This is a genomic window from Lachnoclostridium sp. An118 (assembly GCF_002160985.1).
GTDB lineage: Bacteria > Bacillota > Clostridia > Lachnospirales > Lachnospiraceae > Claveliimonas > Claveliimonas stercoravium.
On the sequence record NZ_NFLQ01000032.1, the window covers coordinates 1 to 15,429 of the forward strand.

14 protein-coding genes and 1 pseudogene are annotated in these 15,429 nt (G+C 43.8%); 1 reads left to right on the top strand and 14 read right to left on the bottom strand.

Annotation, left to right across the window (positions count from 1 at the left end; translation table 11 throughout):
* Positions 1 to 1,283 precede the first annotated feature (1,283 nt).
* The 11 genes and pseudogenes from B5E62_RS17795 to B5E62_RS16190 form a co-directional block, all read right to left on the bottom strand.
* Positions 1,284 to 2,588, bottom strand: a pseudogene (locus B5E62_RS17795) (IS1634 family transposase); the annotation flags it as partial.
* Between the two features lie 240 nt (positions 2,589 to 2,828).
* A complete protein-coding gene (locus B5E62_RS17090; protein ID WP_164488621.1) occupies positions 2,829 to 2,966 on the bottom strand; it encodes a hypothetical protein in 138 nt (45 codons plus the stop codon).
* Between the two features lie 105 nt (positions 2,967 to 3,071).
* On the bottom strand, positions 3,072 to 3,293 hold the full coding sequence (locus B5E62_RS16150) for a helix-turn-helix domain-containing protein (protein WP_087175538.1): 222 nt from the start codon (positions 3,291 to 3,293) through the stop codon (positions 3,072 to 3,074).
* 682 nt (positions 3,294 to 3,975) lie between these two features.
* A complete protein-coding gene (gene cas2, locus B5E62_RS16155; protein WP_087175539.1) occupies positions 3,976 to 4,266 on the bottom strand; it encodes a CRISPR-associated endonuclease Cas2 in 291 nt (96 codons plus the stop codon).
* Positions 4,267 to 4,275: 9 nt separating this feature from the next.
* Positions 4,276 to 5,307, bottom strand: a complete 1,032-nt coding sequence (gene cas1c / locus B5E62_RS16160) for a type I-C CRISPR-associated endonuclease Cas1c (RefSeq protein ID WP_087175540.1) — start codon at positions 5,305 to 5,307, stop codon at positions 4,276 to 4,278.
* Positions 5,304 to 5,969: a CRISPR-associated protein Cas4 gene (gene cas4 / locus B5E62_RS16165; RefSeq protein ID WP_087175541.1), complete on the bottom strand. Its 666-nt coding sequence runs from the start codon at positions 5,967 to 5,969 to the stop codon at positions 5,304 to 5,306. Before cas4 ends, cas1c begins: the two co-directional genes overlap by 4 nt.
* Positions 5,969 to 6,880 (bottom strand): type I-C CRISPR-associated protein Cas7/Csd2, encoded by a 912-nt coding sequence (gene cas7c, locus B5E62_RS16170; RefSeq protein WP_087175542.1) that lies wholly within the window; start codon positions 6,878 to 6,880, stop codon positions 5,969 to 5,971. Before cas7c ends, cas4 begins: the two co-directional genes overlap by 1 nt.
* Positions 6,881 to 8,614: a type I-C CRISPR-associated protein Cas8c/Csd1 gene (cas8c, locus tag B5E62_RS16175; protein ID WP_087175543.1), complete on the bottom strand. Its 1,734-nt coding sequence runs from the start codon at positions 8,612 to 8,614 to the stop codon at positions 6,881 to 6,883.
* Positions 8,611 to 9,273, bottom strand: a complete 663-nt coding sequence (gene cas5c / locus B5E62_RS16180) for a type I-C CRISPR-associated protein Cas5c (RefSeq protein WP_087175544.1) — start codon at positions 9,271 to 9,273, stop codon at positions 8,611 to 8,613. The genes cas8c and cas5c overlap by 4 nt, the downstream gene beginning before the upstream one ends.
* Positions 9,274 to 9,299: 26 nt before the next feature.
* Positions 9,300 to 9,740 carry a hypothetical protein gene (locus B5E62_RS16185; protein ID WP_087175545.1) on the bottom strand — a complete coding sequence of 147 codons (441 nt, stop codon included), beginning with the start codon at positions 9,738 to 9,740 and terminating at the stop codon, positions 9,300 to 9,302.
* Positions 9,724 to 10,191, bottom strand: coding sequence for a DUF3990 domain-containing protein (locus B5E62_RS16190; protein WP_087175546.1), 468 nt, complete (start codon positions 10,189 to 10,191; stop codon positions 9,724 to 9,726). The genes B5E62_RS16185 and B5E62_RS16190 overlap by 17 nt, the downstream gene beginning before the upstream one ends.
* A gap of 194 nt (positions 10,192 to 10,385) precedes the next feature.
* On the opposite strand from B5E62_RS16190, the gene B5E62_RS16195 reads away from it, so the two are divergent.
* Positions 10,386 to 11,750, top strand: a complete 1,365-nt coding sequence (locus B5E62_RS16195; RefSeq protein ID WP_330398163.1) for a transposase — start codon at positions 10,386 to 10,388, stop codon at positions 11,748 to 11,750.
* A 687-nt stretch (positions 11,751 to 12,437) separates the two neighbouring features.
* Here the strand turns inward: B5E62_RS16195 and B5E62_RS16200 are convergent.
* From B5E62_RS16200 to B5E62_RS17375, 3 genes are read right to left on the bottom strand one after another with little or no spacing between them, the layout of a single operon-like run.
* Positions 12,438 to 14,576, bottom strand: a complete 2,139-nt coding sequence (locus B5E62_RS16200; RefSeq protein WP_087175547.1) for a CRISPR-associated helicase/endonuclease Cas3 — start codon at positions 14,574 to 14,576, stop codon at positions 12,438 to 12,440.
* On the bottom strand, positions 14,557 to 14,772 hold the full coding sequence (locus tag B5E62_RS17370; protein WP_242958010.1) for a hypothetical protein: 216 nt from the start codon (positions 14,770 to 14,772) through the stop codon (positions 14,557 to 14,559). The genes B5E62_RS16200 and B5E62_RS17370 overlap by 20 nt, the downstream gene beginning before the upstream one ends.
* Before the next feature lies 1 nt (position 14,773).
* The gene (locus B5E62_RS17375; protein WP_242958012.1) at positions 14,774 to 15,046 is read right to left on the bottom strand and encodes a DUF3990 domain-containing protein; all 273 of its coding nucleotides are present in this window, start codon (positions 15,044 to 15,046) and stop codon (positions 14,774 to 14,776) included.
* Positions 15,047 to 15,429 lie beyond the last annotated feature (383 nt).

The window sequence follows — 15,429 nt, forward strand, 5'->3', positions numbered from 1 at the left end:
ATAGGGATAAAAGTATATAGGCCGGGACGCAAAAAAAGTACAAATGTTCGATTTCACATCTGTACTCTTTTCACAGCTGTATGATAGTTTTTCCCTTACTCTCCCGTATACCACACCGGACAGCCGACAATCTCGCCTCCCGCTGTGTAAAGGATCCCATTTTCACTGTAATAATCCGGATTTCCGGCTTCCACTTCTATGTACATCAGATTCGGCAGGCCATCCAATGCTCCCGGGGCAATGTATCGGATATTGGCGGGAATAAAGATTTCCGTGATCTGGTCGGCCACGTCTGCAAGAGCTCCCGCCTCGATCCCCGTACATGCGGGGTCGCCGGGCAGAGCCAGAAGCCCATCTACAACGGCCAGCCCTGAAGTGCAGGCAAGGATATGTCCCTCATCATCAGACACAAAGCCTTCCAGCTCCCTCCAGCCTGCGTACAATTCCAGAATATCCGTCCCCGCTTCCACTCCTTCAAAGGGCCTGGTGCATGCCGTATCCAGATACCAGCCATCGAACACTTTGCCCGGCCTCTGGGGAACACTCCATCCCCCGGAAGAGACAGCATCCGCCCGCTCTGTGACAGTCACCATGGCAGGGCTGCCTCCGTTTCCATACAGGTGAATGGTCAGCATGGCCGGAAGGACTTCCTCCTGCTCTTCTGCCAAGACGCCCTCTGTCTGGACACCCTCCACAGGCACAGAGACAGCGGGACCGCACTCTGCCGCGGCAGCCGGGACAGCCTGAGCCTCTAAATCCGCTGTGCCTTCCAGAGCCTTCTGCCCCACAACAGAGACCGGGATGGGAGCCGGAACAGAAAAATCAAGGCTGTCGAAAAATGCCGACAGGACCATTCCCTGTTTTTCGCCCTCCTCAGCCCGGTTCCTCGCAAAACTGCTTGCCACGCTGTATTCCTTTTCATCTGCGATGGAGCCACTCGGGCGTTCCGCTACCGTCCACAGACAGACACCAAACAAAAGAATCATCATTACCTTGCAAAGTTTTTCGGCAATCGCCTCCTTATCCCACTCTTCATTCCACATATATCCGGATAGCCTGATAATCTCATCCATATCTCCCGCCTCCATTCTATCTTTCTCTATAATTAAGATTATAAGATGTATCTGTATAGAGAGAAAGTGGCATACTGACACATTTAGATGAGTTTTAAGTCCAAAAAGGTTTTTATCTTGAGCGCTTCTACTCCCTCTCCATTGAAAACTCCATATAAAACCTTGTATCCTCTCCATATTTCGGAGATAGCACGGTCCTTCTCTCCGCCTGTCTTCTTTCCGGATCTGCTCCATATCCAGATCATAAATACTTTTTTCGCCTTCGGAAGTGACAGCTATCTTTTTGACAAAACGCATAGGGTCATTCTGGTTTTTCCCTTTTCGCTTTCTGTCAGAGGATGCAATGATCTTTTGTGCCCTTTCAATCTGCCGGGCACGGAGCTTTCTCTGATAAGCTTTGTACTTCGGCGAATAGGTGACGATAATGGTCTCATCCATGCTTCCTGTAACGACAGGGATTTCTTTGTAATAGACTGTGTTAAATACCTCTTCGTCGGTTTCATCCAGAGTGCGCAGGTCGATAAAACGGCTGCATCCAGGTTTCCGGAACTGTGCGGGGTTCAAAGCGATCTCCCGGTCTTCTTTTTTCATCCTTTTTAAAGAATGGGTAATGACATAGGCACGGTCCCCGAGGCTGTTAAAACGTCGGTTGCCTGCACTGCCAAGCCCGGCATCGGAGCAGAAGATGAACTCGCTGCATCCGAAGTCCCGAAGGATTTTTGACTCCAGAGGTTTTAATGTGGTCTGCTCGTTCTGATTTCCGGGGAAAATATCAAAAGCCATAGGGATCCCATCTGCATCCATAAACAGCCCCATCGTAACAATAGGATTAGGACGATGTTCTTTGCTCTTTCCATAACGCTTCATACCGCTTTCTTCTTCGATCTCAAAATAATAATTCGTACAGTCGTAATACAGGATCCGTTTATTCCTCGGGTGGACATAGTTGGAATTCTGATAAAGCTCGGTCTGGATAAAATCGGCTTCTTCGGCAAGGACAGAAAGAGAGCGGTACATATCCTGCAGGCTGTATTTAGGAGGCTCCAGTAATGTCTGGCAATACTCGTAGCTCCCCAGCTTGCTGCGGGGAGAGAGGATCCTTGCATAGACCAGATCTGAGAGGATCGCGTTCAGATCGTATTTAAATTTATGCCGGCTTTTGATTGTCCGGCAGATCTTATCCATGCGAAGCGTTGGGCAGAGGCATTGGAGGAAACGATAGCCGATATAAAAGGAGCGTGCTTCATCCAGAGGGATTCGAGCTCCCTGAGAAAAATCAACAGAAATCCTGCCGTTATGCTGATTGTAGAGCTCTGTTTATTTTCTGGCTTCTTCTCTTGCCCATTCCATCAGCTTATCCTGGTCACCGGAGAACTGGGCCAGAAGATTGTTGAACTTTCCCATCTTTTTATAGATGCGGAAGGACGTTTTGCCGTTTTCTTTGTGGTAGGACTAATAGATATAGACACCTTTGTTGTTTGAACTGCCGGCAATACTGATATACCTAAAAAACACCTTTGCTAGTTTTTATTACACTACAACTAGCACAAACAAGCACTATAAAATTCAAAAAATATAACAAAAAAGTGCAGGTTTTGCGGCCTGCAGACATCTTTTTGAATATTTAACTGTCAAACTCCCGGAGAGATGGGAGGAGAGGTGGAATTTAAAATTTCATTTTTGACATCGGCCTTCATTTTGACAAGAGAGCGGTGGTAAGCCCGCCCTCTCGATTTTATGTGTGTGGCTGACTGTTTAGTCAGCCTTTTTAAGTTCCGGGAACGCAATTCCGAGGATATCAGCTAACGCTTTCAATGCCTCATATTCTGTACTTCCCTTTTCTGCTTCTCGGTTCAAAAACCTCTGCATTTCTTCTATCGTCATCTCTTCCATGAGTTTCTTCTTTCTCCGCTTACCCGGTATTTATAAGTCGTTTTCTCCTTACGATTATATAATACATTATTTTTAGTGTTTTACCAATAAATATTTACATCATTTTTAATGTTTATTATCAGGAGTATCATCTACATATTTTATAATGTTTCCCGGTTGCATATCTAAAAGTCTACAAATCTTTTCAAGTTCAATAATTCCTACCATTTCCCCCCGGCGTAAAGACTGGATTGCATTTTCACCCAAAAGCTTTTCTTTTCTGAGTCTTGTTGTGTTATAACCAGCTTCTTTTAAACTGTCCAATACATTAAATTTATATACAAACACCTATTCCACCTCCTTCTATATGTATAAATAAGAATGCATTAATTTTAATTGTTTTTCAATAGTTTTACATTACAAATAATGCACAAATCGTTTCTGTACAAACCGCTTTATTTTTGATGTATTCGCATATTGATATTGCATTTGATGCATTATAATATCACCAAAAAGTAATTAAAACAACAGAGAGCAGATACCAGGAAATCAGAAGGAAATATGTTGAAGCATATCCACACTTAGAACGGCTCAAGACCCGAAAAGCCTTTGCGCAATTTCAACCCACGCTCCCACAAGAGGAGCGACGAGTCCCGTCTTCCACTTCGGCACGCAGGTAGTTCCATTTCAATCCACGCTCCCACAAGAGGAGCGACGGCCCAGGGCTTAAACCTCAGATGGGAGACCGGAATTTCAATCCACGCTCCCACAAGAGGAGCGACTCACGGCGGACGCCGAAGAGCGCAGGAAGATCCAATTTCAATCCACGCTCCCACAAGAGGAGCGACAGCAATTTTAGCCAAAAAGCCTTTTCCATTTTTAGCAGAAATCAACAAATTATCATTTTATATACTTAATTTTCCCCTTTTCCATCCCCTCTTTTTTCCTCACTCCACTTCATTTGTGCACATTTTAAGGTGCGAATCTCCCGACGTTTTCATGTACGCTTCTTATTCGCACTCTTGTATGATCACAAAATCAAAGTATCGTCTGCTGCAATTCCTCGGTCGACGCCCATATGTTCCACCTTTGTCTGATACTTATTTCCCAGATAATAGAACCTCAGGCTGTCAACGCTCTCATCAATAATCTCTGCCAATATTGCCTTCAGGGTAATGCACTGCGCATTGTCCAGAATACATTCGAAAACAGAATTCTGCACTCGTCTCCCATAATTTGTGCATTGTTTTGCAACTTTTCGCAGTCTCTTCCTCCCTGCGGCAGTCTCAGTATTCACATCATATGTAATCAACACCAGCATTTCCACACCTCACTTCCAAAGGAATACAGGATAACCATCCAGGTCGCCTCTTAAATACCGGGCAAGGAGCATTGCCTGAACATAAGGAACCATCCCCCATTCTACTTTTTCTTTCAGGTAAGGATGCGTTATAGTTTCTTTTTTCTTGTTCTGCCATTCTGTCAGAACCTTTTTCCGCAGCTCATCATCCATAAGCACCGTGCCGTTTTCTTTCACAGAAAAATTCTTACCGCTGATAATCTTCTTATTGATCAATGTCAGGACAAAACGGTCGGCGAGGATTGCCCTGAGTTCCTCTATCATGTCCAAAGACAGCGAAGCTCTGCCAGGTCGATCCATGTGAAGATATCCTACATAGGGATCCAGCCCTACGCTTTCCAGAGCAGAAGTAATACTGTTTGTCAGCAAAGTATATACAAAAGACAACAGCGCATTCACATTATCAAGAGGTGGGCGCTTATTTCTGCCTCTGAATACAAAATCCTTTTTCTGCTGGAGGATCAATTCGTCAAACACTCCGAAATAAATGCTTGCAGCTTCTCCTTCATAGCCTCTGAGCTGCTCTTTGGATTTTGCATCCCGAATCCTTTCCAAAGCATTTTTCAAGAAAGCAGACGCATCCTTTACTCGCTCCGTGTCAATCTGCATCGCGTGGTCTCTCATGGCTCGTTCCAGAACCCACCTGGCATTATGTACTTTTCCCAGTATACAGTTTCTTGCAATCTCCAGGCTAATCTTCTCATTATTTTTACTCGCATACTGCTGCTGTCTTAAGATTACATTTCCTTTGGTTCTTCCAGAGACACGCGCCAGAAATTTTCCCTGCGGCGTAAGGTAACACAGAGAAATATTTCGTTCTGCACAAGCACCCATCAATGCAGGGCTCGTCCCACGATAGCCAAAGGAGATAATCCCCTCCAGATTATGCAGCGGTATCCTTCCTAGTTCTTTCTGATTCTCAAGGACAACTACATTTTCCCCGTCCAGAGACAGATAGCTGTTTTCAGAAGTGACATACAATGTATTCAGCAGCTTTCTCATTCTTCTTCCTCCTTCAGCATCTGATCAATATATGATTTCACTGAAACTGACTTGCCGAGTCTGGGCAGACAAATGTCCTTGAGAGAACACGCATTACAGGACTTGCTGTATTTCACCTTTGGCGTATACCTTCTTGCATAATACTCATGCATCTCACGAAACATATTTTTTACTTCACTGCGCAGTTTTTCTGTAATCTCCACAGCTTCCCGCCTTCTTGTCTCACCGTAAAATATTGCTCCTTCCGGCACCTGCGCAGAAAACATCTCTTCCAGGCACATCGCCTGTGCTGCCAGCTGAAGCTTGTCTTCCTCTGACAGTTTAGGTTTTCCTTTCTTATATTCCACCGGGTAAATCGAGTAAAGTCCTCTGTGTCCATAAAGCTTTACTCCATCCTCACATTTGTGGAACTCTACCAGATCGCACTCGCCGCTGATTCCCAGTTCTCTGGAGGAGACCGGAAGAGCTCTGGCGATGATGACGTCCTTTCTCTTTTCCCTGAGAGTGGGATCATGCACCTTTTTATGTAGCAGCTCTCCTGTGACAGTATGAACGTTTTCCGCCCACTGCTGTTCAATATGGATCAAAGCCCACTGTCTCCGGCAGAATTTGAAATGCTGGATTCCTGAAATCATCAGATAATCATCTTCCGAATATTCCATCATACCATCCTTTTCACTTCGACTGAATCCGGTATCTTCTCTTCGTGTATTTCCACTGTATAGTCCTGATACTTCCTCGGATATTCCACATCCTCCTTTTTCCTGACTTCCACTGCGTCAAACAATTTATATGCCGGACAGTCTCCCAGTTCTTTGCTGTGTTTGAATACGATCAGTTCGCGGACTGCCATTTTCCCTCTTGCCGCTGAGTGGTCGTTCTCGAACATATTGATGATCGCCTCCCACAGCAGCTCCAGATCCCCCTCTGAAAATCCCGTCACTTTTCTAGCAAGATTCGCAGACACATACCCCTCTGCGCGATACAATCCGTAGGGAACAATGCTCTTTCTTCCCATCTCTGTGCTTTTGTTTTCCGCATCTTTCTCAGTGGTGATCGCCACTCTTGTAATCGTGACCTCCTGGCTGATGACAGGAGCGATACTCCTTGCAAATCCAATCTGTACCGGTCCTCTGACCTGTCCGCAGTTTAACGAAGCCTTCACAAAAGTTGTCATAACTGCGCCAAACGTGCGAATATCATAAAAATTACTGCACATATAATCTCTCAGTTTAATATCTGCATCCGGATCACTTTTCTTTAATTTTTTCAGCGCGTCTGTCACCTTTTTATCTTCTGTCTCCTCGATGCCAAGACTTTTGCACGCCTCTCTGTCGCTCCTGTTGAGAGGTATATCTTCTTTAATATAAATCTTAAACCCCTCCGTATCTTCTTTAACTGTCTCAACATAATTTCTGATTTTCCTCTTCAGGCATACATCCGTCACAAGCCCCAGCCCGCTCTCCGGATCGATCCTGGGCATATTGCCGGCGTCAGGGTCGCCATTGGGATTTCCATTTTCCACATCAAACAGTACTACAAATTCATACCTGTTTTTGATCACTTCGCTCATCTACTTTTCCTCCCTTTTTTCGTACTTTTTCTGTACCTGATGATAATATCCGAGAATGAATTTTCCCTGCTCTTCCAGCAACAGGCGTTTTGGATATTCATCCAATTTTCCCATAAGTTCTGTCAGCAGCTTCTCATAATATATTTTTGCGCTGCCCTTATCTCTCTCCAGCTTTTTCATATGACTGTTCTTCAATTTTATAAGCACCGGGAAGATCGTTGCTGGCGTCGCACATGCGGAATTAAAATACCGGTCGCGAATCGTCGCCTTAATTCCCGGATTTGTCTCCATCTGGATCGATTCTAATACGGAAAACAGTCTTCCAAGCACATAAGCTGTCTCCCTGGTCTCTTCATTCAGTCCCATATAATTCTCTCCTTCCTTCCAGTTTCCATTTCGTATCAGATATGCTTTGATGATCCCCGCTCTCCCCCAGGTGATATTGCCCTGATCTGCGCGAATCCGGATAAGAACATCTGTATAAAGACTCGCCGGATACCTGGCACCTGAGAGGATTGCCCGAAGTACGAACGCAGCCATATTGGGGACAGGAGATTTGTCCTTTGAGTTCTGATCGACCGTCTCCGAAAGCAGGTCTCTGACTCCCATATATTCTCTGCTCTCCCAGGATGGTTTTACAATTGACAGTCTCTCGTAATGCGCAGACAAATTCTTCAGGATATTTCCAAAAGAATCCTGATAAAAAAACCGTACAGAAAGTCTGGCCGCATTGGGGGCAAGTGAAAGGATGTAAAATCTCTGGTCCGGATTTATGGTGAAACCTTCAACAGAAACCGACATACCCTTTTTCAGATTTTCAAATAGTCCTCTTATTTCTTCCTGATTGTCGGGTTTCGGATCAGCCGCTCCGAAAAACGCCCTCTGATACTCTTCCTCCGCGCTTTCCGACCAGAATACGATCATGGAATCTCCAAGCTGAAATGTATAATCTCTCTGATCCAGCAGATAATTCAATGCTGTGGTATAGGCAAATTCCGCATATTTCCCAACCGGTGCATTATAGCTCTGCTCTTTTCCATAGGATTCAAAAGCCGGTGCGTTAAATGAGACCAGCGCAGCACCGCTGGACTGAGCTCCCGGAACCCCTTTGATGGCTTTGTGGATTCTGGAAATCTCTGCTTCTTTTCCTGTCACAAGACAGATTCCTGTCTGCCCGTCTTCTGAAGATTTATTTCTTGCACGTTCCCATGTTTCTTGTATAAACGGATCATCCTGCGCATAATGTATACCCATACAGAAGATCAGATTTCCTCCATCTGTGAGTTCTTCCCATCTTTCTCTAATCTCAGCACATTCTGATGCCTTTTCCGGATCCCATGTCTCGAAAAATCTCCTGACCGCCTCTGCCATCTCACCTTCTGTTTCACGGAGCAGCGCCAAATGCTTTTCCTTCGCCGCTTCAAAGCAGTCAAGAACCCTCCGATTTGTGCCGTCCGCATCAATCCCCAGGATATACTTTGAGTTGTCGCACAGGAAATTGGCTGAAACGCCAGAAGAACGGGTTACCATCTCCGGAACCGTGATCTGCCTGGGAACCCACACAGTCTTTTTCCCCCTCTCCGTCTCCTCCTTCAAAGAAATAATCCCCAGAATTTTCCCGTTTCCTGACAGATTGACTGCACAGGAAACCTTCGCTTTACACCAGCCTTCCTGAGTCACCTCTTCCCGTTCCATGAGGTTTTCATAATGATTTACCAGTGCCTGTAAGATCATCGTACCACCTCACAGTCCCTCAGATCCAGGACTCCCTGCTTCATGACAGCACGGAAAAACATCGGCTGGATATGAGTCCTGTCCGAGTAATCCATGTCAAAAAGCATAAATCCCAGATCTTTTTCTTCCACCTCATCATACGCTGTCCTGATGTCTTCCTCTTCGCACAGGCAGAAATTCGCCGGAAACTCCCTGCATCCGAAATAGGGCATATGGAAGCATTCCCCTCTTCTTAGCCGCCGCATGATGATGTCCTTGAATTTGCCCGGATTATCTGTCTCATTCGCCCGCTCGGTCATCTCGAAATGCGCTTCGATTACATACTCCACGTCCCGCAGCAAAAGTGACGCCCGTTGGACAATATCGGCCTTCGTACTTATGTACAACGGTTTCTTTGCGCCGTTATAGACCTGAAGTACATTACTGGCAAGTATTTTACTCTTCACTTCATTCCGCCGCACACTTGTGAACTGGACCGGATTGACCACATGGATCTTATCGACCACCCATCGCATGCCCGGATGCCAGTAGACCGCCTCCAGGATTCCTCTCGCCGCCGACGGGGTTATGATGTCATAGGAGCATCTTTCCACTTTCATCTCCGGGCGCGAGAAGAGCGCGTAGTTTCCCCACACTCTGACCTTAACACCTACTCCCATCGCTCAGCCTCCTTCCTTCGTTTCATCTATAAGATCACTCCTTCCTTATAACATTCTGCTATATAATCTCTCGGCTGATAATAGAAATCTGTATTGTAATCTGAAATCTGCGCATCAATCCAGGAATGGTAAACCTCCCATATCCCTTCCAGTACATTTTCATCCTCATAGGCATCTTCAATCAACCGCTCATATACTTCCCCAATACCCCAATATCCCGGAACGGTATACCGGCATTCCTTCACATTGTCAAAACTTCCTTCCGTCATATGTGCCTCTTCCATAAACTCATCTGCCGTCTTTTCAATCGGCTCACAGTGAAAGACATCTGCATACTCGTAAATTCTCTTGATACTGTCCTTTCCCAGACAATCTGTTACTTCACGTCTTGTCCGCTTTATACATCGGCCGATATATTCAATCAGGCTGCATGTAAAAAAAAGCGCATTATTATTCTTTGTTCCCATATACAACCTCACTTCCTATAAATTTCAAAGTATCAAGTGCAGAAACCGTATGAAAACTAATCTGATGCGTGGGATACTTAAACTTTGCCAGTTCCCAGAACGCCGCTCTTGAAATTTTCCCGTCCATATAGTTCTGAACGTAATTATAAATCGTGTCGTCTGCCATAGGGCCTTCTACTATGTCGTATTTATGAGACTTCCCACTGCGGCATGCAACGATAAAATCGAGCCACTCTTCTGTCATCTCAGTAAACACTTTGCAGTTAAGTTTGTCATCCGGCACATGCTCATATTTGTTCAAATATCCGTTTACCCCATAACGGGCCGCCCATCTTTTTGCCTGCTCTTCATACCTGGTACAATAAAATCCAAAATAGAAATCTTTGTTATATTTTGCTTTTCTTATTTCAGGATATTCTACGATTTGTCTGCTTCCCTGATATAAAATCATAGCTTCTCTCCTTTTTACCTGTAATAGTGTTTAGGCGTTTGCGAAACGCCAGAACCCGCATAAATACGGAATCCTTTTTGTTATAAATCAAAATATCTCCTCAAGATTTATGGCAAAATAGAATTGACTAGAAACTAATTAACCAATCCACCTAAAGGAGATATACTCATATGATAATACATAAGTAACTCACTTTGGCAGAAGTTTTTGAAGATTGTCAAAATAAATTCGACAACGACAAATATCAGTTTCTTTCACTTCTTGACGAAGCCATTAACCTTGATGAAATTGTTCCTGTTTCTTTTGTTACTCATTTTCACTCTCGTACCGGAAGACCTCGCAGACACCAGCTTTATCCTATGATCAAGGCACTTCTAATCCAACGTATTTTCTCAATCCCAACTGACACTCTCCTGATTAATTTTTTGAAATACTCTCAGGAATTACGTGCTTTCTGCGGTTTTGATATTGTTCCAGATGGTTCAAAATTCACACGCTTCAAGCAGGACTTTTTCTTGGACTTACAATCCATGTTCGATCACCTTGTTGACCTAACCGAACCAATCTGCCAAAAGCTTGATCCTACTCATGCGTCCATAACCATCTTCGATACCTTCGGTATAGAAGCACGGGTCATTGAAAATAACCCCAAATACGCAAATCGTATTATCAAACAGCTGAAAGCCTTTAAAAAATCTCAGAACCTTGACGATTCTTACGACCCTTATAAGGCTGCTTATGGTTCTATGCCTTCCCATGCTGCTTCTAATCAGGCAATCCAGCAATTGTACATCAATGAGCATTTCTGCTATGCCTATAAGTTTGGTGTTATTACAAATAGACTCGGTATCGTTCGTGACATCACTTTCTATAACAAAGACTTTCTGCATGTTCACCCTGATATTGTTGTGGAGAAAAAATCGGATTCTCCGGACGAGGAGAAGTCGCTCGCCGACTCAAAAGTTCTCCTTCCTGTTTTGACCGACTTCTTCCAAAAGCATCCACTGATCAATCCCAAGACTTTTCTCGGAGATGCAGCGTTTGATACCATCGAAATCTATAAATCCCTTCTTGGAGATATCGGATTTGAAAAAGCCTTTATTCCTCTGAGGGGCAAACTTTCCATGAAAAAGGAAGGTTATTCCTTTAATGAGAACGGTATTCCATGCTGTCCGCATGCCCCCACACTTCCCATGAAAAGAGAAGGGGGCAAATCTCATTTAAAAAGCAAGATTCCAACCATGAAGTTTGTATGCCCCAAAATGAAATGGGAATACAATCCGGCAGATAAATCCAAACGCCGTGTGTGCCACTGTGACAACCCCTGCACAACTTCCTCCTGCGGACGAATGATCTACATCTACCCAGAGAAAGATCTCCGTGCATATCCGGGTGTCGAACGTGGTTTGACAGAGCGGGAGGAAACCTACAAGATTCGTGTTAATGTTGAAAAATCGATCAATCATTTCAAAGACAGTTTTTGTATTGCCGGGCGCAAAACGCAGAATGAAAAACTCTCCATGCTGACTGATTACTTGCTGGCATTACACAGCTTGTAACTGTAATGGTCGCTGATAAAATCCATCAACACCAATTCCTTCGAAATTCGAAACCTTTAATTGCTTAATCATGTTTTTTCATAGGAAATTCTCTTCGCTGTTTATCTGGGAAGTCTTTTTGTGGTGCCTATTTCTTGAACCATCACTTCCTCACCATCTTCATCATGTGTCGCTAGATAACATCCCTTCTTTCAACCATAACTACAAGCTTGTTTCGCAATTGCCTATGTAATAGTGTTGAGTCAAGATCTTTATTTCTACATTTAGTCTTAAAGCATATTCCTTATAATAGTTAATGCTACATTTGTTCCGCTTTTATTATCGCTTGGAGTTTTAGCAATAGTTGTCCAATATCGTGTATCTCCAAAATAAGTTAACTTATACTATCATTAATTTCTAATACTGTTGAAAAAAGTAACATCTAGATACCTTCCTTTTCTTTCGTAATTATATAATTAATATACTCTTCTTCTACCTAAAGCGCAACTATATTCCAATCATATTATATTAAATGTTGTTGAACCATATTTATTGTAACTGTTGTTGAACTAGTCACAACAATCTGCTATACTGTCTCTGTAGTCAGGACTGGAACCTGTGGGTTGAAATAACAAAATTTATAATAATGTAAAAGCATGGAGGACACAGAATTTGATTTTGTGTCTTCCATGCTTTTCTCATCCTTGCTCACATGATTACCGCCATCCCCGACTCTATCCCAAGGTTCAGGCCAATCTCTTCTGTATACTGCTCCTTGTCAACAAGCTCAAAGAAATTTTCAATGTCCTCAGATATCGGTCTGAGCATTCCCGCACCCTGAAGTTTCTGGATATCATTTTCGTATAACTGAACACAGTACTGGCCTGCTTTTCGCACCCCTGCCTTTGTATATCCCTGGCATTTGATCTGCTGAAGGAGCTCTTCCGCCTCTTCCTCTCTGCTGACAAAGACAGTCCATGTATTTTCCTCGATCATTTTAAACTCCTGTGCCGCCTTAGCAAAATTATATCTTTTCCCTTTAAACTCTTCGAGAATCTTCTTTTTGTCCAGGCTCTGCCCACGAAAACGATACAGTGCTTCGAAATATTTTTCTATCCCGTGCAGCGATGAGATATCCTCATTCCCTGAAATCAACATCTTTGATACATCAATCTGGAGCTGCTGCCCGGGAACATATTCTTTTTCTTCAAATTGAAAAATATAGGCAAAACTTTCAGCCACATCCCTCTTTCCTTCCCTGTTACATCTGCCTGCTGCCTGGATCATGGAGTCAACTCCCGCCAGCTGTCTGTACACAGCGCGAAAATCAAGGTCAACTCCTGCCTCCACGAGGCTGGTCGAAATCAGGATACATTTCTGCCCGTCTTTTACCAACTTTCTGATTTTCTCCAGAATCCGCCGCCTGTGTTTCGGATACATCGTTGTAGACAGGTGGAATACACCTTCGCCTTTCATTTTCTGATAGATTCTCTGTGCCCGTTTCTTCGTGTTGACAATGCAGAGCGCCTGTTCCTCCTGCTCCAATTTTTCAATCAATTCATCTTCCGAAACCGTCCCGATATTTTTAAAGGTGACTCTCTCAAAAAAACAAAATTGTTCTTCTACCCTCGGGCAGAGTTCAGTGACCGGAAGCTTTCTCTGAAAAAATGGAGTCAACGCAGGCTGCGTTGCTGTACAGAGCACGATACTGGAACGGAAATTTCCAACAAGCTCCTCCATCATGGCAATGCAGGGCTTCATATAATCTGTGGGAAGCATCTGTGCTTCGTCAAATATGATAACGCTGTTGGCTATGTTATGTAGCTTTCTGCATCTGGAGGACTTATTTGCAAACAAGGATTCAAAAAACTGCACATTCGTCGTCACAACCACCGGCTTATCCCAGTTTTCCGCCGCAAGCTGCATGGGCTTTAGTTCATCTGAGCTTTCATGATCTACATTATAGTGATTTTCCAGCACGTTCTGATTTCCCAGTATCCTGCGGAACACCTCTGCATTCTGCTCAATGATACTTGTATACGGTATCACATAAATCACCCGGTCCATGTGATTTTCCACCGCATGCTGCAGCGCAAACGCCAGAGACGCGATTGTTTTCCCACCGCCGGTCGGCACGGTAAGCTGGAATATTCCTCTCTCCCTGAGTCCTTTATCGAAACAGTGCCTGAGTATTTCTGTTCTTCTCCCATTTACAGTGTCCTTATCTTCATTCTGCAGCCAATCTGCCACATAATCCTTTAGTCTTTCCAGAAGAACACTTATAGCCTCTCCTGCCTCTCTCAGCGTCTGCCCATTCTTCATGAAGCTTTCCGTATCCAGAAAATCCGCATCTACCAGACAGGAATACAGCATCCTGATAAACACACTTAAAGAGAAATCCGGATCGGACTCCTTTAATGGATCAAATGGAAGCGTACGTATTTCCGGAATCTTTATTTCACCTTTAAAGGCGCTGTAATCCTCAAGCCGTTTCCGCTTTCTGCCCTCTAATGTAGGCGCATTTTCCGCATCAGAAGAGCTCCCATGATCTGGCAGCCCCGAATGATGTCCGGCAATGCAGTAGCTCATGAACCCGTACATGCCACCCTTTTCAAAACACACCTGCGCCCCGGCTGTAGAATGATCCACCCGCTTATCGCTGTTATTCTTAATCTTCTCCTGAAATGCAAGGGAATATTTCCCGATATCATGGAGTATCCCGCAGCAATAACCCCAGTCCGATTTTCCAAAGCTTTCCGCAAAGCGGCTGGCAAGTTCCGCTGTTCCGATTAAATGTTCTTTCATAGTCTGAACACGTTTCCCGTCTCTATGCGCGATATACTCCATACTCATTTCCTCCGCTTCTTAATTTGCTGAACACATTTTCAATCTTATTTTTATCAGAGTTGATCAAAGCATACATTGCCTCTCTTGCTGTTCTGTCACGCTGTGTATATTGCGGATTCAGCTTATTATACTCAATTTCTTGCAACGCCGAAAAATCTTCTCTGAGACATTGATTTGCACGCCAGCCTTTGATCACGTCATATTTTTTCTGTAGATACCTGATATTTTTGAATGAATTTAGGCGCTAATACTCTATATCTTCGCCCTGTATCTGCATCCCGATGTTTCATAAGCTCTGCAAGCCACGAAAGTATATCATATTTTTCAAAGTCCAATATCTTTAATTCGCTGGTATCCAGTACAAATTTACGTACCCAGCCATTCCTTTCAATCGGATTGCAGACAGACCATTCAGATGCTAACACCGGACTTCCATGATATAAAACAAGTTCATTTCCCTTGTTGTTCATTGCAATCTCCTTTATACTCAATAAAAATATGTTTCTTATTGTTCAGATTGGGGAAACACTGTTTCCCTAATTGAATCTTTCGAAGAAACCAGAATATGCTTTCCATATTGTCATTTGAACATAACCAAATAGAACTAATTTTCGAATAGCTGAATTGTTATCAAAATGAATAGCATTCACATCACTTTCTTCTGTATCATTAATAAATGTGAATTACGCTGCTGCCCCGGATCCACATCTGTCTTTTTCGGACATTATACCAAGTATAGGGATAAAAGTATATAGGCCGGGACGCAAAAAAAGTACAAATGTTCGATTTCACATCTGTACTCTTTTCACAGCTGTATGATAGTTTTTCCCTTACTCTCCCGTATACCACACCG